Source organism: Pseudomonas jilinensis, from assembly GCF_003586265.1.
Classification (GTDB): domain Bacteria; phylum Pseudomonadota; class Gammaproteobacteria; order Pseudomonadales; family Pseudomonadaceae; genus Halopseudomonas; species Halopseudomonas phragmitis.
Window position 1 is genome coordinate 285500 of record NZ_QJSA01000002.1, and the last position, 23860, is coordinate 309359.

Consider the following 23860-nt stretch of genomic DNA (forward strand, 5'->3'; position numbering starts at 1 on the left):
TGGAGCATAGCGCAGAGTTGGCTCATGGCCGAGCATTCGTTGGCACTGTTTCTTAAACACAATGTTCCGGGGAAAGGCCTGCACTGCTACATTGACAGCCCTGTTCAGCGCTTTTGCCAGGAGGATGCATGCGCGCCCATTATCTCCAACACGCACCCTTTGAAGGATTGGGGCGGCTTGAGCCGGCTCTGCTTGCCCGGGGCTATCAGATTAGCGTTACCCGGCTGTTTGCCAATGAGAGCCTGCCGGCATTGGCCGATATCGATCTGCTGATCGTGATGGGCGGGCCAATGAGCGTCAATGATGAGGCCCAGTTTCCCTGGCTGGTCGCCGAAAAGGCCTTTATTGCCGGGGCGATAGCCGCAGGCCTGCCGGTCCTGGGAATTTGCCTGGGCGCTCAGTTGATTGCCTGTAGTCAGGGGGCCAGGGTGTACCCCAATCATCTGCGGGAAATTGGCTGGTTTCCGGTCCAGGCTGTTGGGGCCGGAGCCGAGAACTGGCAGTTTCCGGCGCAGGTACTGGTGTTGCACTGGCATGGTGAGACCTTTGACTTGCCACCTGGTGCAGTGCATCTGGCCCGCAGCCCGGGTTGCGAGCACCAGGCATTCCAGTTGGGGCGCAATGTGATTGGCTTGCAGTTCCACCCCGAAGCCACGCCGGAGCTGTTGCGCGAGTTCGTCGAGCAGGCCGAGGATGACCTGACGGCTGATCAGTATGTGCAGCCGGCCGAGCACATTCTGGCTGTCAGTACCGAGCAATTGGCCCAGACCGGCGCCTTGCTGGAAAATCTGCTCGACTATCTTCTGGCGTAGCTCGTCCACTGACGAGCACGGCCAAGGCTGTGCCGGTATCTATGCTTTGTCCGAGTATTCACTCTGGAATGGGGCTTTGGGAGGAGTTTGCGGGTCATTGGTTTGACCTATTTGTGGAGTTCTGGCTGAATTCGGCACGATCAATACGACCTTTGTCTATATTGAACTGGTGGGGCAGGTCTTTGAAGCTTGCGAGTTCATAACTAAACCAATAAGCAGGAGCCTTGCATGAGTGCCATGATCGTGATGTTCGCGGGTCTGGCCATGATGGCGCTGGGGTATTTCATTTACTCCAAGTTCATCGCGGAAAAGATCTATCGCCTCGATCCCGATTTCAAAACACCCGCCCATGAATACGAAGATGGCGTCGATTTTGTTCCGACCAACAAATTCGTGCTCTGGGGTCACCATTTTACTTCGGTAGCTGGTGCGGCGCCGATTGTCGGCCCGGCGATCGCGGTGATCTGGGGCTGGGGGCCGGCGTTTGCCTGGGTCGTTCTTGGTACTATCTTCTTTGCCGGTGTGCACGATGCCGGGGCGATCTGGGCCAGCGTGCGCAATAAGGCCAAGTCGGTCGGCGCCTTGACCGGCGATGTGGTCGGCAAGCGGGCTCGCAGCATTTTCATGATCGTGATCTTCCTCGTGCTGCTGATGGTCAATGCGGTGTTCGCGGTGGTTATCGCGCGCTTGATGATGAGCTTTCCGACGGCGGTGGTGCCGGTCTGGGGGGCGATCTTCGTTGCCTTGATCATCGGTCAGGTGATCTATCGGCGGATTCTCAGCCTGCCGGTGGTCTCAATCCTCGGGGTGATTGCCCTGTACGCGCTGATCTGGGCAGGCCCTTCCATGCCGCTGCAAATGCCGGCTGAAGTGCTGCCGGGCGTGTCCGGCAACGCTACCTGGATCCTGCTGTTGTTCGTCTATGCCGCGATTGCTTCGGTACTGCCGGTCTGGGTACTGCTGCAGCCGCGTGACTATATCAACGGCCTGCAACTGTTCGTCGGTCTGTTCGTGCTGTATGGCGCGGTGGTGATGCTTAATCCGACCATGGTCGCGCCGATGTTCAACAGCGATGTACCGCCGGGAACGCCTTCGCTGGTCCCCTTGCTGTTTGTGACCATCGCCTGTGGTGCGATTTCTGGCTTCCATGGTCTGGTGTCCTCGGGTACTACCTCCAAGCAGCTCAATCGTGAGCCTGACGCCCGGTTTGTCGGTTACTTCGGTGCCATGGGCGAAGGCGGTCTGGCGCTGGCCGCGATTCTGGTCGCCACTGCCGGCTTTGCCAGCCTGGCTGATTGGCAAGCCATGTACCATGCCTTCGGCCAGGGCGGTGTAACTGCCTTCGTACAGGGCGGTGCTTACATCATTCACCATGGTTTGGGTATGCCGGAAGTTACCGCAGCAACCTTGCTGACCGTAATGGCTGCGCTGTTTGCCGGTACCACTATGGATACCGGCCTGCGTCTGCAGCGCTACATCTTCCAGGAGTGGGGTGAAATCTATAAGCAGGAATGGATGAAGAAGCCGCTGCCGGCAACTCTGCTGGCCGTAGGCTCCTGTCTGTTGCTGGCCTTTGGTGCCGGTGGTGCCGATGGTTCAGGCGGCATGATCATCTGGCCGCTGTTCGGTACTACCAACCAGTTGCTGGCGGGCCTGACTCTGCTGGTGATCACTGTCATGCTGGTTCACCTGCGCCGGCCCATGTGGTTTACCCTGGTACCGCTGTGCTTCCTGCTGGTGATGACCGTGACGGCGCTGCTGTTCCAGTTGCGCACCTTCTACGAGCAGGGCAACTACTTCCTGCTGGGGCTGGATATCGTAGTGCTGATTGCCGCGATACTGGTGGCACTGGAATGTGCCGCGGCGCTCAAACGTCATCGCGCTGCGGTGGCCAGCGAGTCTCAGTAGCATGAAGGCTTCCAAGCCACCGAAAGATATGCGGGCCTGGCTCAGCCAGGCCCGCTTCTTTGCTGAAGAGGTCTACAGCTCACGCTATCGGGGTGCCATAGCCCGGGCCCGGCGCGATGAGGATGACCTGTTCATGTTGCTGGTGTTCTCTGAATTGATGGGCGTGCCGAATCCCGCTTCGTATTACACCCTAGAGTTGCAACCACTGCTGCTCGAGCGCTTCCATGACTGGCATCGACGGATGGGGATGGAACATTCGCCGCTGGATCATTTTCGTTGTTGCTGAGCCGCATACGGCAGGGATATTCGCATGTTCGATTTGCTAGACCGACGCTTGGTCTGGGTTGGTGGAAAGGGTGGGGTGGGCAAGACCACCGTATCTTCAGCTCTGGCGGTGTTGGCCGCCTCCCGGGGTAAACGTTGCCTGGTGGTGTCGACCGACCCGGCGCACAGCCTGGGGGATGCCCTGGGCCGTGAGCTGGACGACAGTGCTACCCGGGTGTTGCCTAATCTGGATGCCATTGAGATTGATCCTGATGCCGAGGTGGACAGCCATCTCAAGCGGGTGCTGGGGCAGATGCGCCGCTTTGCTTCCTCAACCATGATGCCGGAGCTGGAGCGGCAGATGCAGTTGACCCGCCAGTCGCCCGGTACTCAGGAAGCAGCTTTGTTGGAACGGATCGCCCGGTTGATCAATGATCGGGAGTCTGAGTATGACCTGATCATCTTCGATACCGCTCCGACCGGACACACCCTGCGGCTGCTGACCTTGCCGGAGGCCATGGCGGCCTGGACCGATGGTTTGCTGGCACACAATCGCAAATCCCAGGAGTTGGGCAAGGTGCTCAAGCATCTGACGCCGAAAAGCGGTCGTGATATGCCGACCCCGTTCGATGATCCGGACAAGGACCAGTTCAGTGATCTGGATGAGCGCACCCGTGAGGTGGCGCAGACCCTGATCAACCGGCGACGGCTGTTCCATCAGGCCCGGCGTCATCTGGAAGATCCGAAGGAAAGTGGCTTTCTGTTCGTGCTTACGCCCGAGCGGTTGCCGATTCTGGAAACCGTTCGAGCGGTGGCGACGCTTGAATCCGTAGGTATTCCGGTGGTGGCGACCTTGGTCAACCGGGTGATTCCCGAAGATGCCGATGGCGAGTTTCTGCGCCGTCGGCGGGAGCAGGAAGCGACCTATCTGGAGCGGATCGATCAGGAACTGGCCCGCTTGCCTCGGCCGCGCCTGCCCTGGATGGAGACCGACGTGCAGGGGTTGGAGGCTTTGCAGGAGGTGGCCGGGCAATTAGAACGCCTGGGGTTTTAGGTTCCTTAGCTACGTGAGTGAGCGCGCAATAGCAGATCTACCCCGCGTTCGACCCGGCGCCGGCGTGCGGCACTGTCCGGCACGTCGCAGCCATTCATCATCAGCCCGGTAATCAACGAACCTTTCCACAGGCCGATCAGTTGTTCGGCACTTTCAACGGGGTCATCAAGCTGGATCTGCCCACGGGCCGCTGCGGTTTCCAGATACTGTGCCGCACGCAGGACAAAGGCCCAGGGACCGTCTCGGTAGATCATGCGACCGTGTTCGCCATGTCGTGCACCATGGGCAATGATCGAGCGCATGATTTTGATGCCCCGTTCACTAGTCAGAAAATCCAGCAGGTGCTCGCCCAGAGCGACCAACTGCGTGCGCAGGTCATCCAGTGAACCGTTGTGTTCGGGCAGGTGCCCGACCATGGTCTGGTGATGGCGTTCCAGCACTGCCTGCAACAGCGCTTCGGCATTGTCGAAATAACGGTAGAGCGTGCCCTTGGCCACACCGGCGCGGCGCGCCACCGACTCCATGCCAAATTGCGGATCACCCTCGGCAATGCTTTCCAGCGCCGCTTCAAGGATGTCATCCAGCTTGCGTGGATCTACTGGGCGACCGGGTCCATTGCCACTGGATCGTTTACCGGAAAGCTTGCTGGCTGGGGCCATATTGTTATCCATCTATGCGAGTAATGCTCCGGTCATGCTATTTACTGCACGGCACCGTTCTGTAATTATCGGCCTGACTAAAGCCAACAACAAGGTTAACAGGCTATGCGTATTTTCGTCCCGGTTATGGGCTTGGTTTTGCTGGCTGGTTGCGGTTCTGATGCGGCAGCGCCGCCAACTCAACAGGTAGTCAAAGTCCGAGCAGTCGAGGTGCAGGCGGGTGCGGAGCGGCACTGGACGTTGAACGGTACGGTACAAGCCCGGCATCAGGCCAGCCTGGCATTCCGTCTGCCTGGCGAAATCAGTGAGCGGCTGGTGCAGGCTGGCGAGCGGGTTGAGGCTGGTGATGTGTTGTTGCGACTGGACCCAAGGGACATTCGCCAGCAACTCAATGCGGCCCAGGCGGCTTTGAGCGCGGCCAGGGCTCAGGCTGATAACGCCGAGGCCAATCGGCGCCGGCTGGCAACCCTGCGTGAACAGGATCTGGTGCCATTGCAGGTGTACGAGGATGCTGCCGCCAGTGCCCGGGCTGCGCGTGAAGCCATGCGCAGCGCCGAAGCGGCACTTGAGCAGGCCCGCAGTGCTCGGGATTATGCCGAGTTGCGAGCGCCGGCCAGTGGCATTCTGGTTGAGGTCAGTGGCCAGGTCGGGCAGGTGGTGGCGGCCGGGCAGAGTGTGGCTCAACTGGCCTATGACGGGCTCCGCGAGGTCGAGGCATTCATTCCCGAGCTGCGTCGGCGCAGCATCCCACAGCAGGGCCGTGTAGAGCTGTTTGGCAATGGCCAACAAGCCAATGTGACACTGCGTGAAATGGCCGGTTCGGCCGATCCCCAGACCCGTAGTTGGCGGGCCCGTTTCGTGATCGAGCAGCAAGCCAGCGACTGGCCTCTGGGAAGCAGTGTAACGCTGCACCTGAATGGTCAAACCGGCACGGACAGTGAGTTGTTGCTGAGCTTGCCTTTGGGCGCCCTGATTGATCGTGGCCAGGGGCTCGGGGTCTGGGTTATCGAAGAAGGGCGGGTACACCGACAGCCGGTCGAACTGGTTCGCACTGACACCGAGCAAGCCTACGTGCGCAGTGCTCTGGCTGCTGGAGCGCAGGTGGTGGCGCTGGGCGCGCACCTGCTCGAGGATGGTCAGCGGGTCGAGGTGCTGCCATGAGTCTTGACCCTTTGCGCTTCAACGTCTCGGCCCTGGCAGTACGCGAGCGCTCGGTCACCCTGTTTTTCCTGCTGTTGATCTCGCTGGCCGGGCTGTATGCCTTTCTGGCCCTGGGGCGCGCCGAAGATCCGAGCTTTACCGTACGCACCACGGTGGTAACTGCGGCCTGGCCGGGCGCCAGTGCGCTGCAGATGCAGCAGCAGGTGGCGGACCCGCTGGAAAAGCGCCTGCAGGAAGTGGCCTATTTCGACAAGGTGCAGACCACGGCTCGTCCTGGCCGGGTCGATATGCAGGTGACCTTTCAGGACTACACCCCCTCCAGTGCCTTGCCGCAACTGTTCTATGAAATTCGCAAGCGCATGCAGGACGAAGTGGCCAACCTGCCGCCGGGGGTTCAGGGGCCATTCGTCAATGATGACTTTTCCGATGTGTACTTTTCGCTGTATGCCCTCACAGCACCGGGTCTGCCGGCCCGGCAACTGGTGCGTGAGGCCGAGCAACTGCGCGATCAGTTCAGTCGGGTAGCCGGGGTGCAGAAAGTGCGGGTAATCGGTGAGCGCCGTGAACAGGTGTTTGTCGATGTCGATCAGCACCAACTGGCGCAAATGGGAGTTACCCTGGAGCAGATCGGCGATGCACTGGATGCCTATAACCGCTTGCTGCCGGCAGGCCTGATCGAGACAGCCGGGCCTCGTCTGTACTGGCGTCTGGATGCCGATCTGGCCGACCTTGAAGCCATTGCGGCGGTGCCGTTGCGTATCGGTGAGCGGCTGATTCGGCTGGGCGATGTCGCTGAGGTTCAGCGTGGTTACGAGGAGCCCGCGAGCTATCTGGTACGCGCCTTCGGTGAAGAGGCGTTGTTGATCGGGGTAGTAATGCAGGCTGGCGAGAATGGTCTGGAAGTGGGCCAGCGCCTGGCCGAGAAGCATCAGCAACTGGTGGCCGGTATGCCGCTGGGTATGGAGCTGCGCCAGGTCACCAACCAGCGCGAGGCCATCACCCGGGCGGTTGAGCTGTTCCAGTACAAGTTCCTGCTGGCGGTGCTGGTGGTGATGCTGGTCAGCTTTGCCAGTATCGGTTTGCGCCCGGGTCTGATTGTCGGTATTGCCGTGCCGCTGACTCTGGGCATCACCTTCATGTTGATGCTGATGCGCGGGATGAATCTGGACCGGATCACCCTGGGGGCGTTGATCATTGCTCTGGGCTTGCTGGTGGATGATGCGATCATCGCCATCGAGATGATGTTGGTGAAAATGGAGGAGGGCTGGGACCGGGTCAAGGCCGCCGCCCATGCCTGGACGGTGACCGCCGCGCCCATGCTGTCTGGCACCCTGGTGACCATTATCGGCTTTGTGCCTATTGGTTTTGCCCGCTCCGGTGTAGGTGAGTACACCGGCAATATTTTCTGGGTATTGGCCTTTGCGCTGCTGGCCTCATGGCTGGTGGCGGTGGTGTTTACCCCGTTTCTGGGCGTGGTTCTGCTCAAGGACGTGCCCAAGTCTTCTCAGTCACACCAGGGCCAGTACCAGAGCGCCGGTTATCAGCGGTTTCGCCAACTGATCCAGAACTGTGTGCGTTACCGCAAGACGGTAGTGCTGGCCACCTTTGGTTTGTTTGTGCTGGCAGTATTGGGAATGATGGGGCCGGTACAGAAGCAATTTTTCCCCTCATCGGACCGACCCGAAGTGCTGGTCGATATCTACATGCCCGAAGGCTCCAGCATGACCACCACCGAGGCGCTGGCACGGCGGGTTGAGGCGGTTCTGGTGGAAGACCCGGATGTACTGTCACTGTCGAGCTATATCGGTGCCGGGGCGCCGCGGTTCTTCCTGTCATTGAATCCGGAACAGGCCAACCCGGCCTTTGCCAAACTGATTGCGATTGCCGAGGATGCTGCCGGGCGTGATCGGATCATGCAGGCTTTACGGCAACGGGTTGCCGCCGGCGAGTTTGGCGAGGCTCGGGTGCGGGTGCATCGGCTGGTATTTGGCCCGCCAGTGACCTGGCCGGTGAGTTTCAGAGTGCTTGGTCCTGACCCAATGCAACTGCGTGCCTTCGCTGCTCAGGTGCGTGAGGTGCTACAGGCTCATCCGCATATCGTTGATGCCCACCTGGACTGGGGCGAGCGGGTACCTTCGGTGCGTCTGGATATTGACCCTGAACGCCTGCGCGCGATTGGTCTGACACCCCGTGAGCTGGCGCGCCAGCTACAGCTGCAATGGGGTGGGGTGCCGGTCACCCAACTGCGTCAGGACGTGCGCAGTGTGCAGTTGGTGCTGCGTGGCGATGGCAGTGGTCTGGGCGAACTGGCGGACCTGCCGATTCGCACGGCCGACGGGCGCAGTATCAGCCTGGCCCAGGCAGGGTTGATTCGGCTCGACAGCGAAGACCCGGTACTCAAGCGTTACACCCGTGAACCCTATATCACCGTGCAGGCCGATGTTCAGGGTGCCCAGCCGCCGGACGTGACCTGGGCCCTGTGGCGTGATCTGGCTGAACTGCGAGCAGCCTTGCCGCCGGGCTACTACCTGGATATTGGCGGCACTGTGGAGCAATCGGCCAAGGGGCAGGAGTCGATCCGCAAGGTTCAGCCGGTGATGCTGGCGCTGATGCTGGTGGTGATCATGCTGCAGATGCGCAGCTTCTCCGGGACTTTCATGGTACTGGCAACTGCGCCGCTGGGGGTGATCGGGGCGACGCTGGCCCTGTTGGTCGGAAATCAGCCGTTCGGGTTTGTTGCGCTGCTGGGGCTGACCGGGCTGGCTGGAATCCTGATGCGCAACACGCTGATTCTGGCCCAGCAGATCGATGACAACCTGCAAGCTGGCATGGCCCGGCATACGGCTCTGGTCGAAGCGACGGTACAGCGTACCCGGCCGGTTCTGTTGACCGCGTTGGCGGCGGCACTGGCCTTCGTCCCCCTGACTTTCGATGCGTTCTGGGGGCCGATGGCCTATGTGCTGATCGGCGGAACTTTGGTCGGGACCCTGATTACCCTGTTTTTCCTGCCGGCGCTCTATGCGCTGTGGTTCCGGGTAAGGGCTACCTGAGTTGTTCCGGCTGGCCGTGGGCACGGCGCTCGGCCAGCCACTCCGGGTGTGAGATAACGGCCTGTTCACCGGCCAGCCGGCTGACGATCTCGAAATAGTCCTGGCGCATGGGGTCGCGCATGACCTCAGCCCGGGGCTTGATCCGCACAGCATAGACGCTTTGCACATTCTGGTGATCAAACCCGCGCCAGCGCTGTGCGTCTTTGAGCAGTTGATACTCATGGTCTTCCAGAGCACTGATCAGTGCTTCACTGGCCAGTGTGCCGTTGCGGGTAACCGCCTCTGCCCATTGATAGACAATGCTGTAAGCTGAGGCCGCCGAGGTTGACGGGTAGCTCTGATAGCGCTCGGCGAAGTCGCGAACAAAAGCCTGGCCGCGCTGATTGCCCAGCTCGAAGGGCAGGTTCCAGGTCCAGGCGGAGCCAGCCAGCACGCCCTCCATGATCGCCGGGCCAACCTGCTCGACCATGCTCAAGGTAATGTTGGGAACCACGATCTGGGAGTTGCGAGTCAGGCCGAACTCATGGGCCACGCGCATGGCCTTGACCATCTGATCACCGAACAGCACCAGTACCAGCACATCCGGCTTGGCGTCGGCAGCTTGACGCAAGGCGGCACGCAGCTCGCTCTGGGTGGCGCCGGGGAATGACAGCAGGCTGGCGGGATGCTGGCGGCTGTCTTCGGTGGCGGTGAAGCGGCGCATTGAGGCTTCAGTGGTATGGCCCCAGGTATAGTCAGCGGTCACGTAGTAGTAACTGCGTCCTGGCAGTTGCTCCTGCAAATAGCCGCCCAGAACCTTGGAGGCCATCCAGGCGTTGTAACTCTCGCGGAACATGTAGCGATGGGCATCCTTGCCGGTAGTATCGTTGGAGTAGGTCAGGGTGCCGAAATACACCACGCCACGCTGGGCGGCACGCTTGCCGGCGGCGATGGCAACTGCGCTGGAGGCGCCCCCAAACAGCATCCTTGCGCCCTGATCGACCAACGAATCGACATTGGCAACGGCCTGGGCCGGGCGCGAGGCGCTATCGGCTTCGATCAGTTGCAGAGGCCGCCCAAGTACGCCGCCGCGATTGTTGAGTTCTTCCACTGCCAGCAGCGCGCCACGGATCTGCATCAGTCCCTCTTCACGGTATTCGCCGCTACGCGGAACATTCAGACCCAGCACGATGGGCTCGGCAGCCAGGGCAGGGAAGGCTGCCAGCAGGGCCACAACCAACAACAGGTGTTTTAGTGGGGCGAAGAAAAAAATGCTCAGTGAGGGGCGACTCATGGCCTATCCTTGTTTTGTTGTTGTTTGAGTGTCACCTGTCTGGATAACACGGACTGGCACCAGCCCGGCATTACCTATTGGTCGAGTGTTTACAGGGTTGTGAAGTCGATCAATGAACTGGTATCCGCTGCGTGCAGGCATTAGGATGGCGGCCATTACAATACGCCAAGGAACCCGGCGACCTTCATGCTTGATATCAAAACCCTCATGCTGGTGTTGGCACTTGCCACGGTGGTTTCCGTGGTGGGCTTGCTGATCGCCAGTTTGCTCAACCGCCAGGTGCTGGCCATTCGTTATTGGGCGGCGGGTCTGGCCTGCTTCTTTACCGGTCTTTTCCTCCAGGTCGCCAGCCCGCCATTGCCATTGTGGTTGAGTGCTGTAGCCATTACCCAGGCCTACTTCGTGATCTGGTGGGGCACCCGCTGTTACCGCTTCTCGCAACGACTGCCGCGTTTCTGGCTGGTCATGATGCTGATAGGCCTGGCTCAGGGCCTGACGTTCTTCATACTCAGCGATTTGCTACGTTGGAGCATCGTGTTCCACAGCTCAGTGGCAGTTGTTATGTGTGGGCTGACCATCCGCGAGCTGTGGAAGCTGAATCTTGGTCAGCCGCTGCTGCCATTGTTCTGGACTCTGCTTTGGGGCGTACACGGTCTGGTGTATCTGCGCCGGACGTTGCTGTACCTGTTCGACAGCCACTACAGCCAGGTGACCAGCTTCGAGCAGGCAATTGAGATTGAGGCGCTGAACTACCTGGAGGGCACGGTATTTCTCTATGGGTTCTCGCTGATGTGCGTGATTCTGACCACGCTGCGCCTGCAACAGGCTCTGCGTCGCCAGGCGACCCGTGACCCATTGACCGATCTGCTGAACCGTCGGGCTTTTGAAGAGGCAGCACTGAATGCACTGGCTTTGGGGCGGCGCGGGCAACGGCCGTTGACCTTGTTGCTTATGGATCTGGATAAATTCAAGTCGATCAATGATCAGCATGGTCACAAGACCGGTGATCAGGTGCTGGGCGCTTTCGCCGAACACTTGCACGCCCACGCCCGCACGGCTGACCTGATTTGCCGGTTCGGGGGGGAAGAGTTCGTGGTATTGCTGCCTGATACCGATCGGGACCAGGCGCAGAGCATGGCCGAGAGGATTCGACGCTCCTGGGCCGAGGTGGTGCTCGATACGCCCAACGGGCCGCTGGCTACCACGGTGTCGATTGGTCTGGCGCAAACCTGTCATGACCCGGCTGAAACGCTTTACAGCCTGTTGGAGCAGGCAGACCAGGCGCTATACCGGGCCAAACAGAATGGTCGCAACCGGACCGAACAGGCCGACGGCCTGCGACTGTCGGCGCTGGAGGGGGCGATCGTCTGAGGCAGGTCTATTCAGCCTGACTCAGCAGTTGGCGAACCGCCTGAAGATTGCCAGGTTGTTGCAGACGGCCGATTTCTTCACCTGCACCATTGAGCAATACCAGATCACCGTCGTAGGTGCTGTACCGGTCGGCAAAGGCCTGCCCGTCAGGCTGACCCTGGTGGGCGATGCGCATGTCCAGACGGGTCTGATACTCTGGGTTGAGCTGTTTGAGATACTCCAGGACTTCGGCCCCGCCCAGGTAATGGATGTCGCGGGTTAGTACCAGTACCGGCTTGCCCTGGCCTATGCCGGACAGATCGGTGGAAATGCCGGCTCTGGGCAGTTGCTGGATGACCACCGCGCTGACGCCGGCCAGCAGTACCAGCATGAATGTCCATTTGATCCAGGCGGGGATATGCCGTTGGGGCTTGCTGGTGGTCGAGTTCATGTGGCCTCTCAGGGTTAAAGACGCGGATTATCCCATATTCACGGCGCATGTCCGGGCTCGGTTAAAGCTCTGTTACCTTTTTATTAGCAGATGTTCAGGCATGGCCTTTTGATGGCGTTTGTCATGGTGCTGTCATCTTGATGACATAGAGTGATGCCCAACCTCGCAGTTGGAAATTCACTCGTATGACAATCGCAACCCGCCTGATGCTTGGCGTTTCGCTGCTCACTCTCATGGCCGTGGTCATCGCGGCGGGAATCACCGGTTGGCAGGCGCTGGAGCGCAGCTCCGAGGTGGTAGAGCACAGTGTCGAGCAGCAGTTTCAGGCAGTGGCCGCCGGTCGCCAGACCAGCCTCAGCCTGCAGCTTGAGAGTCACCATGACCTATTGCTGTCGATGGCCAACAACCGTCTGACCCAGGAAGCGGTCTATGGATTTGTTCGGCCCTTTGTGTCCTTTCGCTATGAAGTTTCGGCGCCGAGCCTGGATCAACTCAAGGCCAGCATGAAGGACTGGTACGCCAGTCACTATCAGCCCCTGTACGGAGCCCAGACACAGGGCCAGCGCGCTGATTATGAGAGCTGGATCGAAGCGACCCGCTATGAGGGACTGCTGATCCAACAGTTTTATGTGCACGACAACCCCAATCCGGCCGATCAGTTGGGTGAGTTGGTCGATCGGGACGATGCGACCATCTATGGCCAGCAACATCGCCGTTATCAGGAAAGCTACCGGGAAATCACCCAGCGCTATGGTTATCACGACCTGATGCTGATTGATGCTGCCAGCCTTGAGGTGATCTATAGCGTCAACAAGGGGCCGGTTTTCGCCACTTCATTGCGCGATGGACCATTCGCCACCAGCGCCCTGGCCGAACTGGTGCAGAGTATGCGTGAGCAGCCGCTCAAGGATGAGTTCAAAGTGTCACGCTTTTCCCGGTTCGACGCACACTTCAACCAGCATGTGGTGTTCTTCGGCGTGCCGGTATTCCACCCGGTTTATAGCCCCGACAAGCCATTGGGCTTTCTGGTAGTACAGATGCCGGCTGAGCGCTTCACACAGATCATGACTGCCGGTGGCAATTGGGCTGCAATTGGTCTGGGTGATACCGGCGACTCCTATCTGGTTGCCTCTGATGGACGTCTGATCACCGAACCGCGGGCAATGCTCGAACAGCCGGATGCCACGCTGGCACGCCTGAACCTGTCCGGTCAGCAAGCTGGTGACGCTCAGGCTATTCAGCGCTACCGTCAGCTCAATGGTCGGCTGCGGATCGACAGCCCTGCGCTGAAAGCGGCACTGGAGGGTGAGAGTGGCCTTGGCCGGCAAACCAACCTGCTGGGTGAGACGGTATTGATGAGTTGGCAACCGGTGATGCTGGGTGGTGAGCGCTATGCATTGATTACCGAACAGTCGCTGGCTGAGAGTTTTGGCGCGGTGGCGCGTCTGAGCCATGACATCATGCTGGCTGTGGGGCTGGCGGTGGTTGTGCTGGGGGCATTGGCAGCTCTGGCCTCTTGGTGGCTGACCCGAATGATTGCAACGCCGCTGACGCGCTTGAGCGGCACCATCGGGCAAAGCGCCCGTGAGCGGGATTTGCGTATTAGTCTGCCGGTACGTGGGCGTGATGAGATCGCTCAGATTGCCGCCTCACTGAACCAACTGTTCGAAACCTTTTCTGGATTGGTCGCCAGGATTCGTCAGACCGCCGAAGACACGGCCTCAGCCAGCACTCGCACGGTTGGTATCGGTAATGAGTGCCAGGCCGCCGCTGAGCGCCAGCAGCAGGCTTTGCAAGCATTGGATGCTGAATCCAGAGCCTTGCAGCGGGCGCTTCAGGCGATCACCGGGTTGGTGAGCCAAGCCGCTGAGCAGGCGCGGCTGGCCGATGATGGCGCTGTGCAGGGGCACGAAGCGGTACGCCAGGTGAGCCAGTTGATCCGGCAGTTGTCCGATGAAGTCACCCAGTCCTGTGACAGCATGCAGCAACTGGAGCAGGCCGCCGGCGCTATCGTGTCGGTACTCGATACCATTGAAGGGATTGCCGAGCAGACCAACCTGCTGGCGCTCAATGCTGCGATCGAAGCTGCCCGAGCCGGCGAGCATGGCCGTGGCTTTGCGGTAGTGGCCGATGAGGTCAGGCGGCTTTCCAGCAGTACTCAGGAGGCTACCGGTCAGATCCAGACCATGCTCGACCGCTTGCGCTCAACTGTAGCTGACGCTTCGGCAGGCTTGCGCAAGGAGCAGGATAGCGCGACCCAGTGTCTGCACGGGGCAGCCGAGGCCGAGGGGCTGCTGGTACGGATTCGTGATCAGGTTGGAGATATCAGTCAGGCAACCCGGGCCATCGACCGGGCGGTCCGGGATGAAAATCAGCGGGCTCAGGGCATGGGCCAGACCCTGGATGGCATTCGTCAGGATGCCGAACGCACCGCCCAGGCCATGGCCGAGCTGTCTCAGACTGCCACTGCCCAGGAGCGCCTGGCTCAGCAGGGCCGCGAGGCGGCCAACGCTTTCAGGGTGTGATAAGAACGAGTCCAGTGGGTATAAAAGATGACCGTGGGAGGCTGACTGACTAGAATGCCTGGATGACCACAGCCTACAGGGAATCATTGGCTTGAACGCATTCAGGAGCCCGCTGGGCTGGTTGTTGCTGGTCGTTCTGTTGAGCGGCTGTGCAACACGCCTGCCACCACAGGATCTGCCTCTTGAGCATGCCCAGCCTGCCGCCAGCGATGGCTTGATCGGGGGCTATGTCGAAGCAGCGGTGGCCGGCCAGGAGTCAGGGTTGTCGGGCTTCAGTCTGCTCTATCGCGGTATGGATGCGCTGGCCGCGCGCCTGCATCTGATCGAGCAGGCTCGCCAAAGCCTGGATATCCAGTACTACATCTACAATGGCGATGTAACCGGCGGGCTGATTGCAGAGCGCCTGCTGAGTGCGGCTGACCGTGGGGTGAGGGTGCGGCTGCTGCTGGATGATATTGGCAGTGGGGTCAATGAGTTCAAGATCGCTACCCTGGACCAGCACCCCAATATCGAGATTCGGCTGTTCAATCCGCTCAGTTTACGCCAGGGCTGGCTGCGTTATGTCAGCAAGGTTGGCGAGTTCGGACGGATCAATTATCGCATGCACAACAAGGTGCTGATCGCCGACAACCAGGCGATGATTACCGGTGGACGCAATATTGGCGATGAGTATTTCGCCTTGAGCGAGCTGGACTTTCAGGATATCGATGTGTTGGGTATCGGCCCGATCAGCCGAGCCGCCAGCAACAGTTTTGATGCCTACTGGAACAGCCACAAATCGGTACCTGTGCGTCTTTTGACCCGACGCCCCGGGCGTTCCGAACTGGTGCGGCTACGCAAGCGCCTGGAGTCTGTCAGTACCGACCTGCGCCAGGGCCCGTATCAGAAAGCGGTAGAAGGTTCTCCGTTTAATCAGCCGTTTACCGACAACAAGGTCAGTTGGCACTGGGGGGAGGCAACCTGGCTGGCTGACCCGCCGGACAAGGCCGACCCCCACGGCGACCATAATCAGGTTCCCTACCTGGGTATGCACCTGGCCCGGCAGGTGCGTGCCAGCCAGCATGAGCTGCAGTTGATGACGGCTTATTTCGTGCCGGGCGCCGACGGTCAGGGTTTTCTGATGGATATGGTCAATCAGGGGCTGGAGGTCTCGATTTTGACCAACTCGTTGGCCACCACTGATGTCCTGGCCGTACACAGTGGCTATGTGCGCTACCGCGAGCCGTTGCTGGCGCATGGGGTACGTATCTGGGAGTTACGCCCGCTGGCTGCCCAGCAGGAGCGTGCCAGCCCGTTTCTGGGTGAGTCGGTAGCCAGCCTGCATGCCAAAACCTTTGTGTTCGACCGCGAGCGGGTGTTCGTCGGTTCGATCAATCTGGACCCGCGCTCGATCAGCCTCAATACCGAGGCCGGAGTTCTGGTGCAGCAGCCGGCGCTGGCTGGGGAGATGGTCGAGCTGTTTGAGCGCTGGACTTCGGACGATTACGCCTACCGCCTGAGTCTGGATGAACAGGGGCGTCTGCAGTGGCACGCCGAGGGTCAGACCTGGACCCGAGAGCCCAAGGCAGGTCCGACCCGACGCATCATGACCTGGCTATTACGTCTGTTGCCGATCGAGAGCCAGCTGTAGCGTTACCCTAATGAACCAGTTGGCTCGATACCTTGAGGTAGTCCTGGCCATGTTTGCGCACGGCTTCTGCATCATAACGCTCCGAGGCCAGGTGCACTTCCTCCAGGGTTTCCGCCAGCTCTGCGCTGTCCTGGCGGATCCGTTCCAGGGCGTTCTCCAGGGTATAGGTGAGTTCGTGTACCTGGGTCATGGTCTCGGTGGTGAGCTCTCCGGCCAGGATGTTTTCCAGCCGCTTGTTGTATTCAACGAAGTTGCTCAGAGCCTGTTCCAGGCTATTGGCGGGCAGCCCCTTGAAGTGCTCGATATCGCCGCTGGCCAGCGCGGTATTGACTGACATCAGCGCAGCCGTGAGGGTTACAGGTAGCAGGAAGACTCTCATAATCACCTCGATAGTAAATGATAATCATACGCAATTGAGAATCTAGCAGTGCTTGCCTGCGTTGTCTAGCGGGCAGGGCGATAATGTACAGGCTGGGTAGTAGAGCGGCTTCAGAGTAGCGGACTCATGAAGAACATCAACCGCTCCAGTGCCCGTGCCGGGCGGCTGCGTTGTTGCCAGCGGTCCAGTTCAAGGGCCTCGCTGCGGGCCATATAGCCCCTGAGCAGCTGGCGAATATGTGCGCAGCTTTCCGGAGTGAACAGCGCTACGGTCAGTTCAAAATTGAGTTGCAGGCTGCGGATATCCAGGTTGACGCTGCCGACCAGGGCGAGTTGATCATCCATCAGCATCGCTTTGGTATGCAGCAGTCCACCATCGAACTGCAGAATCTCAACACCAGCCCGCAGCAACGGCTCGAAATAGGAACGGCTGGCCCAGCCGACCATCAGCGAGTCATTGTGCTTGGGTAGCAGCACCTGTACCCGCACACCGCGCTTGGCGGCCTGACATAGCGCCTCGAAAATGCTTTCCGAAGGCACAAAGTAGGGCGTGCTGATGACAATGCTTTCGTTGGCCCGGTAGATGCTCGATAGCACTGCCTGCCCGATCAGGTCATCACCAACACCGGGACCCGATGGAATGATCGACATCCACTGATGGCAGCCAAGCTGTCCGGCTTCCAGTTTGGGCAGCCGCCGCTGGCCGGTCTCGACCTCCCAGTCCCAGGCGAATACCTTGGCCAGCCCGGTTGCCGCCTGGCCCTCGATGCGCAGCATGATGTCGATCCAGGGGCCGACATCGGCTTCACGCTTGAAGAACGCCGGGTCAGCCATGTTCATAGAGCCGGTAAAGGCCAGCCGATCATCAATTACTATCAGCTTGCGGTGCATGCGCAGATCGATGCGGTGGACCAGGGCGCGCAACAGGCGCACCGGCAGCGCCGGCACCACGGCGATACCGGCATCGACCATGCGGGTGCGCCAGCGTGAGCGAAAGAATTTACGGCTGCCGGCATGGTCGATCAGCAGCGAGACCTTGACTCCACGCTGACTGGCCTCGATCAAGGCCTCGGCCAGTTCATCAACCCGGCCTCCGGGATGCCAGATGTAGGTCAGAATGTTGATGCTGTGCTGGGCGCTGCGGACATCGGTACAGAGCTGCTCGAAAATGCTCTCAGGGCTGTCGAGCAGGCGCATCTGTTCGTAACCCAGCGCACCGATGCCCATGCGATGAGACAGCAATTGGTGAATAGCCAGGGTAAGTTGCCCACCGGGCCATGGCCTGCGCAGCCCGGCGAACCCATTGGCCAGGTTTTCCAGGTAGGGTTCGACCATGGCCTCGGAGCGGGCTGCCCGCTTGCGGCCCAGGTTGAGCTCGCCAAACATCAGGTAAAACACTGCGCCCAACAGCGGCAGAATATAAATCACCAGCAGCCAGGCCAGGGTCACGCTGACCGGGCGACGACGGGTAATAACGCGAATGGTTACCGCGGCGGTAAACAACCAATACAACACCGCCCCAATCAGGCCCAGAATGGTTTGCAGGTTGTCCATTGCTCTCCCGGTAATGGCTGTTGGGCACGGTTACTGTAGCAGGCCTGGCAACTTCCGGCTGCTTACAAACAGTTGTCTGGCTTGGGCAGTCCGGCAATCTTGCTGGCCAGCTTGGCCGGGCTGCCGGGAAACAGCTTCATCAGATACATACTGTTGCCCTTGTCCGCTCCCAGTTCCTGGCCAATGTACTTGACCAGCGGGCGCATGGCCGGGGACAGCTGGAACTGCGCATAAAAGCGCCTAAGGGCATGAATGACCTCGAAATGCTCGGCGGAGAGCTCAATCCCTTCGCTGCGGGCCAGTTCAGCGGCTACCGCTTCGGACCAGTCCTCGAGGTTGACCAGAAAGCCGTGCTTGTCCAGCGGTACATTCAGCCCGTCGCTTTTAATCGATGTGGTCACCAGCTCACCACCTTGTCGTAACTAACGCACAGGTCGACCATCCGCTGATAATCGATACTGCTGACCCCTGCAGGCAGATCATCCAGCGCCAGCCCGCGGGCCAGCAGGTCAGGCTCAAGGGCAAACAGTTGTATGCCAGGGGCCAGCTGGCTCAGCTGTTGGCGAGCTTCACTGCCGGGCAACAGGGCGTACACCGCGTCTTCGATCAACAGTAGTCCCTGATCCTCGACCAGAACCTGCAGGCAGGAACTCAGACGCGGTTCGTTGTGGGGTGAGTGGCGAACAATATGCAGCATGGCAGGGCTCACAGGTTGATGATCTGATCGTAGTGTTCCATCAGCGTAGCGATCTCGACGCCTTCGAGTGCACGTACCGGCAGGGCGCAGTGCTCAAGTGTCAGCCCCCGGGCGCTGAGTGAGCGCTGACAGGCCAGCAGGTCTTCAACGCCGAACAGGGGCAGCGCCTGGAGGTTGGCAGCCAGGGACTTCTGCTCGATCAGACTGGCGTCCTGCCCCTTGAGCAGTTGCAGCACCCCGTCATCCATGAACAACATACCTACGGGGACGCCAAAGGCCGCAGCGGCCAGTGTCATGTCCAGGGCTTCACGGGCGGCGAGGCGGGTAGGGGGGTGGCGACTGATGATCAGCAGGCTTTTCATGTTCAGCTCCCAAAACTCACGGCCCGGTCAGCGCTTTGCAGCGCATCGACCCACTGGCCCAGCCCGGAAAGATCCCAAGGTGTGCCGGTATTGGCGGCGTGACGATCCCAGCGCTGGGCTTCTTCTTCATTCAGCACTCCACGGCGCAGCGCCGCGGCAATACACACCACCGCATCAAGCTTGTGTTCAGTGATGAACTGGCGCCACTCGTGGGTGATGTCGTTTTCATCCTGGGGCTGCACACCCAGATTCGAGGCGATATGCACCGCGTCCCGATAGAAAAACAAACGGTTGATCTCGTGCCCGGCATCTACTACTGCACGAGCAAAATTGAGTGCGGAGCGGGCCGCAGGATCTTGCGGGCCAGCCAGCAAGGCAATGGCGAAATTCATCGATAGACCACCTGAAGCAATGAGGCCCGCACTGGGCGGGCCTCATTAGTATAAACAAAAGCGTGCCGATCAATCGTTGTTGAACACACCCAGCAACTGCAGCAGGCTGAGGAACAGATTGTAGATGGACACGAACAGCGTCACAGTGGCCATGATGTAGTTGTCTTCACCGCCATGAATGATGGCGCTGGTCTGATACAGGATCACCGCCGAGGAGAACAGCACGAAGCCGGCGGAGATGGCCAGTTGCAGGCCGCTTATCTGGATGAAGAAGCTGGCAACAATGGCGCACAGCAGTACGATGAAGCCCGCCAGAATGAAGCCGGACAGGAAGCTGAAATCCTTGCGGGTAATAATCGCGTACGCCGACAGACCAAAGAACACCAACGCAGTCATGCCCAGCGCCATGCTGACCAGTTGGCCGCCGTTGGGCAAAGACAGGTAGACGTTGAGAATCGGCCCCAGGGTGTAACCCATGAACCCGGTCAGCGCGAAGGTCAGAACCAACCCCATGCCAGAGTTACGGAACTTGGAAATGGCGAACAGCAGCCCGTAGAAGCCGACCAGGGTGATGATCAGGCCAGGGTGCGGCAGGTTCAGGCTCATCGACATCAGTGCAATGAAGGCACTGAATGCCATGGTCATGGCCAGCAGGCTGTAGGTATTGCGAAACAGCTTGCTGACTTCCGCCTCGTTGACACCTGCATGGTGCAGGGCGTTATGGCGCTCTTGGATATTCATAAGTGCAGGGCTCCCCTTGGTCAATCCTTGATGGATGCTGTGATCATACCTGCTGGAAGCGTCAAATCAAGGCATGAGGGGTTTCGAGCTGTTTCATACGCCAACCGGTTAACAGTCTATTTGCGCAATAACACACGCAGGCCATTGACTAGGCTCAGCTTTCCGGTAGTATTGCGGGCCGTGGAGGGATGGCAGAGCGGTTGAATGCACCGGTCTTGAAAACCGGCGAAGGTGAAAGCCTTCCCAGGGTTCGAATCCCTGTCCCTCCGCCACATGCCGTTATAAATCAAGCAGTTGCAGCGCATTCTGATTTGTAACCAACAAAGCGCCCCACAATGAGAATTGCTCAAGTGGGGCGTTTTTTTGTGTCTTGCTCCAGCAGCCGCACGTTCTCAGCCCAGCGCCTGCAAGGGGTCGGTATGGTAGCGGTCTAGTTTAAAACACGGCTGGCTCTTGCCTTGGATGTCTGAATAGGTGCCAGCAAAAATGCTTTCACCTACATTAAGAGACTTCAGCATTTTGCGAACATCTAGCCGCACTCCAGCAGCCGAACAAACCGTTCAGCTATCCACTGCGGGTTATGCCCGGTGAACTGACAGCAGTGCCGTAGCATCGGCCCCACACGCAATACATCATCGAACGCCTGTTCCTGCGCAATGGCTGGCCCATAGCTGCCGCGCCAATACCCCAGCGCATCATCCAGCAGCATGGCCAGCACAGCGCCCCACAGGTCGCGCTCTGGCGTGGGTGAACCGATAGGCTCGCTCGGCTCAAGCTCCATGCGACCGATACCAGCCTGATTCCCTGTGCCGTGCCGCCTCGATCTCAGCGCGTGCGACGAACTGGCCCAAGGTTTCATTGTGGCGGCGGTGCAGGTGCCGACCGGCGACGATAGCCATGTAAGGTTCTGCGGCGGCGTGCCGACTAATCAGGCGAATGTCATCAGGCATCGCTGATACTCCGAAAGGGTGGCCATCCACCGCCACACCGGGGCGCTTGTCCGGAGCAGCAGCTTCAGGCCGTATGTCACATGCGCCGGGCAAGCTCGGCCATCGCCATATCAGCTTGCACCACCTGATCGGCAAACTGCTTTTGAGCAACTGGATTGCCTGCGGCTTTATCTGACAGCAACAGGACTTCGCGTGACGCCTCATCTACCAGGTTCCGTGCTTTGTGCAGGGACTGCTTGAATTGCAGCAGATCAGGCGCATGGGTGGCGGATGCACGCTGTTTGAGTCCTTCCATCGCGGACGGCTCCAGCCCTACGGTGAGCGGGCGACCATGCCAGACAGCGGCGAGGGTGGCCGTGTCTCCCTGCTCGATAGCATTCAGAATCGCCCTATGCCGTTCCTCTGGCTCCAGGCTTCGCAGAATGGCGCGAATCTCGCCGCCGTCTGCCGGGTCGGCGCGGCCTACGCCAATGCGCTCGGCAATCTCCGAGTCTGCGCGGGTTATGCGCTGATCCAGTTCGTTCAGCGCCTCCTGTGCGCGCTTGATATACACCTCCGACAGCTTGCGGGCCTGGCGTTGCACTTCGCCCAGGTGCTGCGCCGGGGTGTGCTCAGGGTTGCGGGTCTGCCGTACCGTTTCCAGCGCGTCCAGCGCACCCACAAGGCTGCCGTGTACGGTCAATGCCTTGTTCAAGGCAGCATCATGACTGAATTGCCCGGCGGCGCTGGTGATCGACTCGCGCCAGCCATCGGCGGCGGTCAGATTGGCGCTGCGTTCTAGGGGCGGCAGGGCTGGATTGACGTTATAGCTCGGTCGTTTTTGCATGGTCGTTTCCTCAGTACATTTTGAAAATAACGCGGGGGAGTTCGTTTCTGTGACTTGCCAGCCAGGCTGCGCCGGCAATGGCGTTGCAGCGGTCGTCGTGGCTGTTGTTGCCGGTGGGGTGGTCGATAGTGTCCCGGCCATTGCGACCAGTGCGGCGCTCCAGCAGGGTGAATTGAACAAGTGCCTTTTCATCGGGCGGCAATTCGATTGCGCCGGTCTGGAGTAGCGGCAGCAGTTCGATATACAGCTCCGAGCGGTTCAGGTCGCTGGGCGTCATGGTGATGCCGTGCTTTTTGTACTCGGCACGCGGCCACTCAGCGGCGAACCTGTCCCCGGTGCAGCGGGTGATCCGGTACTGGCGCATGATCTGGGCATAGTTCGCGGTGATGGTTGCCGGGTCGCCTCGCTCGCCCCATACGCCATCAATCACCGTGCGGTTGCCTTCCTTGTGGCTGATCGCCAGGGTGTATTCATCAGCGCCACCGCCTGCAACGTCCACAAACGCAGCGTAGGTCAGGCCGGATCGCGGCGGCAGCACCAGCGGACGGGTGCGGGCGTTGTTGTCCACCAGGTCGCGGGTGATAAAGGCGGAAATGTCGTTGCGGAACTGCGCCAGGTACTCAGCCGAGGCGCTGGCCGGGTCGCGCTCTAGCGCCTGCTCTACAATCCGGGCGGGTAGACTGGGGTTCATGCTCAGGGTTGGTGCCTGGGCGACTAGCTGCGGCCCAGGCTTGCCGTAGTGGCTGCGGTAGGCTTCCCACAAGGCACCGCGCCGGGCGTAGGGTGACGACAAGCACAGCAGCGGCCCTTCCAGGGTGGCAAGGCCAGGGCGCACCGCGTTCAGAATCTCAAAATCGGGGTTGCTGGTGTCCTCGCTGCGCCAGAATGCGATCTCATCAGCGATAACGGCGGCGAAGGTATAGCCACGGGTCGCCCTGAATGATGCCGTGCCCACCTCGATGGCGGCCCGGTTGGCAAGCTCCAGGGTCTCGGTAGTCTCGCGGACAATCAGCCGTTGCAGCATCGGGCAGGCATTCAGCAGGCCGACGATATACCGGAACACGGCACGCGCCTGCTTGCGGTCAGCGGCCAGGCATAGGACGGTCGCCACCTCACCCGGTGCCAGCCGGTCGCGATGGTCACGGAAACACGCCTCGAACACGGCCAGCAGGGCGGCTATATTACTTTTCCCGCCTCTGCGGCCAATGGCCATCCATAGTTCATCATGCGCGGCCTCTGGTGCGCTCTGGCGGCCCGTCAGCGCCTGCCAGTGGGTAAGCTCATCCTTGGTCAGTTCCAGCCCGTAGAAGCCTGCCAGCAGCGCACGCCATGCCGTCCAGCTCTCGCCGCCGAACTGATCCCCGAACAATGCCGGGTCTGTCATCAGGTCGCGTATCGTGACGCTCATTGGCCGGCCTTCGCTTTCAGGTACTGCGCCAGATCCGGCACGTCACGCGCCACGCGGTGCAGGCCCAGCTTGGCCAGCACGCCTTGCAGCGTATTGGTGGCGGCGGCGTGCTTGCCCACGTCGAAGTCACCGCCGTCAGCCAGGCTCTGTTCTTGCGCCCTCAGCCAGTAGTGCAGCCACAAGGCACGCTCTATCAGCATCCGCTGCGCAAGACTCAGTCGGTCAGCGCCCCCCAGATCCGTGGTCATTTCCTCCCATTGGTCGCGCAGTACCTGGGCGGCGGTCGTGCGGTGGTCTAAGCGTTCGAGGAAACCGCGCTCGAACTTGACCGGGGGTGTCTGGGCTTTGGTCATAACTGCCTGCAATCACTGTATAAACACGCAGTAACTTTAGCACGGTTTTTGCCTCTGTTGTT

General features: G+C 60.1%; 22 protein-coding genes, 1 tRNA gene and 2 pseudogenes. 11 read left to right on the plus strand and 14 right to left on the minus strand.

Annotation, left to right across the window (positions count from 1 at the left end; all coding sequences use genetic code 11):
• The first annotated feature begins 128 nt into the window (after positions 1-128).
• The 4 genes from C2846_RS03260 (at position 129) to C2846_RS03275 (ending at position 4038) form a co-directional block, all read left to right on the plus strand.
• Positions 129-812, plus strand: coding sequence for a type 1 glutamine amidotransferase (locus tag C2846_RS03260; protein WP_119700652.1), 684 nt, complete (start codon positions 129-131; stop codon positions 810-812).
• A 228-nt stretch (positions 813-1040) separates the two neighbouring features.
• The gene (locus C2846_RS03265; protein WP_095625469.1) at positions 1041-2720 is read left to right on the plus strand and encodes a carbon starvation CstA family protein; all 1680 of its coding nucleotides are present in this window, start codon (positions 1041-1043) and stop codon (positions 2718-2720) included.
• Positions 2721-2748: 28 nt separating this feature from the next.
• On the plus strand, positions 2749-3006 hold the full coding sequence (locus tag C2846_RS03270; protein ID WP_095625468.1) for a cory-CC-star protein: 258 nt from the start codon (positions 2749-2751) through the stop codon (positions 3004-3006).
• A 24-nt stretch (positions 3007-3030) separates the two neighbouring features.
• Entirely contained in the window at positions 3031-4038 is a 1008-nt protein-coding gene (locus C2846_RS03275; RefSeq protein ID WP_080050569.1) for an ArsA family ATPase, read from the plus strand.
• A gap of 5 nt (positions 4039-4043) precedes the next feature.
• Here the strand turns inward: C2846_RS03275 and C2846_RS03280 are convergent, their stop codons facing one another.
• On the minus strand, positions 4044-4697 hold the full coding sequence (locus tag C2846_RS03280; RefSeq protein ID WP_165443747.1) for a TetR/AcrR family transcriptional regulator: 654 nt from the start codon (positions 4695-4697) through the stop codon (positions 4044-4046).
• A 105-nt stretch (positions 4698-4802) separates the two neighbouring features.
• On the opposite strand from C2846_RS03280, the gene C2846_RS03285 reads away from it, so the two are divergent.
• Both C2846_RS03285 and C2846_RS03290 read left to right on the plus strand, forming a co-directional pair.
• Entirely contained in the window at positions 4803-5858 is a 1056-nt protein-coding gene (locus C2846_RS03285; protein ID WP_119700653.1) for an efflux RND transporter periplasmic adaptor subunit, read from the plus strand.
• A complete protein-coding gene (locus C2846_RS03290) occupies positions 5855-8908 on the plus strand; it encodes an efflux RND transporter permease subunit (RefSeq protein ID WP_080050572.1) in 3054 nt (1017 codons plus the stop codon). Before C2846_RS03285 ends, C2846_RS03290 begins: the two co-directional genes overlap by 4 nt.
• Here the strand turns inward: C2846_RS03290 and C2846_RS03295 are convergent.
• Positions 8901-10181, minus strand: a complete 1281-nt coding sequence (locus tag C2846_RS03295) for an ABC transporter substrate-binding protein (protein WP_119700654.1) — start codon at positions 10179-10181, stop codon at positions 8901-8903. The genes C2846_RS03290 and C2846_RS03295 overlap by 8 nt on opposite strands.
• 186 nt (positions 10182-10367) lie before the next feature.
• Here C2846_RS03295 and C2846_RS03300 point away from each other — a divergent pair, with 186 nt between their 5' ends.
• Positions 10368-11552, plus strand: a complete 1185-nt coding sequence (locus tag C2846_RS03300; RefSeq protein ID WP_119700655.1) for a GGDEF domain-containing protein — start codon at positions 10368-10370, stop codon at positions 11550-11552.
• A 7-nt stretch (positions 11553-11559) separates the two neighbouring features.
• Here the strand turns inward: C2846_RS03300 and C2846_RS03305 are convergent, their stop codons facing one another.
• Positions 11560-11982 (minus strand): hypothetical protein, encoded by a 423-nt coding sequence (locus C2846_RS03305; RefSeq protein ID WP_080050575.1) that lies wholly within the window; start codon positions 11980-11982, stop codon positions 11560-11562.
• A 1532-nt stretch (positions 11983-13514) separates the two neighbouring features.
• Between C2846_RS03305 and C2846_RS19020 the strand changes: the two are divergent.
• The 3 genes and pseudogenes from C2846_RS19020 to C2846_RS03315 all read left to right on the plus strand — a co-directional run.
• Positions 13515-13640, plus strand: a pseudogene (locus tag C2846_RS19020) (HAMP domain-containing protein); the annotation flags it as partial.
• A gap of 324 nt (positions 13641-13964) precedes the next feature.
• Positions 13965-14507: pseudogene (locus C2846_RS19025) on the plus strand (methyl-accepting chemotaxis protein); the annotation flags it as partial.
• Positions 14508-14598: 91 nt separating this feature from the next.
• Positions 14599-16137: a phospholipase D family protein gene (locus tag C2846_RS03315; RefSeq protein WP_080050577.1), complete on the plus strand. Its 1539-nt coding sequence runs from the start codon at positions 14599-14601 to the stop codon at positions 16135-16137.
• 7 nt (positions 16138-16144) lie between these two features.
• Here C2846_RS03315 and C2846_RS03320 read toward each other — a convergent pair whose 3' ends face one another.
• The 7 genes from C2846_RS03320 to C2846_RS03350 form a co-directional block, all read right to left on the minus strand.
• A complete protein-coding gene (locus C2846_RS03320; RefSeq protein ID WP_080050578.1) occupies positions 16145-16516 on the minus strand; it encodes a DUF6746 family protein in 372 nt (123 codons plus the stop codon).
• 110 nt (positions 16517-16626) lie between these two features.
• The gene (gene cls, locus C2846_RS03325; protein WP_080050579.1) at positions 16627-18069 is read right to left on the minus strand and encodes a cardiolipin synthase; all 1443 of its coding nucleotides are present in this window, start codon (positions 18067-18069) and stop codon (positions 16627-16629) included.
• Between the two features lie 62 nt (positions 18070-18131).
• Positions 18132-18470: a TusE/DsrC/DsvC family sulfur relay protein gene (locus C2846_RS03330; RefSeq protein WP_095625457.1), complete on the minus strand. Its 339-nt coding sequence runs from the start codon at positions 18468-18470 to the stop codon at positions 18132-18134.
• Positions 18467-18766 carry a sulfurtransferase complex subunit TusB gene (gene tusB / locus C2846_RS03335; protein ID WP_080051737.1) on the minus strand — a complete coding sequence of 100 codons (300 nt, stop codon included), beginning with the start codon at positions 18764-18766 and terminating at the stop codon, positions 18467-18469. Before tusB ends, C2846_RS03330 begins: the two co-directional genes overlap by 4 nt.
• A gap of 8 nt (positions 18767-18774) precedes the next feature.
• On the minus strand, positions 18775-19128 hold the full coding sequence (gene tusC / locus C2846_RS03340) for a sulfurtransferase complex subunit TusC (RefSeq protein WP_080050581.1): 354 nt from the start codon (positions 19126-19128) through the stop codon (positions 18775-18777).
• A gap of 2 nt (positions 19129-19130) precedes the next feature.
• A complete protein-coding gene (gene tusD / locus C2846_RS03345) occupies positions 19131-19520 on the minus strand; it encodes a sulfurtransferase complex subunit TusD (protein WP_080050582.1) in 390 nt (129 codons plus the stop codon).
• A gap of 69 nt (positions 19521-19589) precedes the next feature.
• Positions 19590-20255, minus strand: coding sequence for a Bax inhibitor-1/YccA family protein (locus tag C2846_RS03350; protein ID WP_240638141.1), 666 nt, complete (start codon positions 20253-20255; stop codon positions 19590-19592).
• 188 nt (positions 20256-20443) lie between these two features.
• On the opposite strand from C2846_RS03350, the gene C2846_RS03355 reads away from it, so the two are divergent.
• Positions 20444-20533, plus strand: a tRNA-Ser gene (locus tag C2846_RS03355).
• A 257-nt stretch (positions 20534-20790) separates the two neighbouring features.
• On the opposite strand, the gene C2846_RS03360 is transcribed toward C2846_RS03355, so the two are convergent.
• From C2846_RS03360 to C2846_RS03380, 4 genes are all read right to left on the minus strand, one after another.
• On the minus strand, positions 20791-21042 hold the full coding sequence (locus C2846_RS03360; protein WP_119700657.1) for a hypothetical protein: 252 nt from the start codon (positions 21040-21042) through the stop codon (positions 20791-20793).
• A 245-nt stretch (positions 21043-21287) separates the two neighbouring features.
• Positions 21288-22037 carry a hypothetical protein gene (locus C2846_RS03370; protein WP_119700659.1) on the minus strand — a complete coding sequence of 250 codons (750 nt, stop codon included), beginning with the start codon at positions 22035-22037 and terminating at the stop codon, positions 21288-21290.
• A 10-nt stretch (positions 22038-22047) separates the two neighbouring features.
• On the minus strand, positions 22048-23445 hold the full coding sequence (locus tag C2846_RS03375) for a hypothetical protein (protein ID WP_119700660.1): 1398 nt from the start codon (positions 23443-23445) through the stop codon (positions 22048-22050).
• Complete coding sequence (locus C2846_RS03380; RefSeq protein ID WP_119700661.1) at positions 23442-23798, minus strand: hypothetical protein; 357 nt, start codon at positions 23796-23798, stop codon at positions 23442-23444. Before C2846_RS03380 ends, C2846_RS03375 begins: the two co-directional genes overlap by 4 nt.
• Positions 23799-23860: the final 62 nt, after the last annotated feature.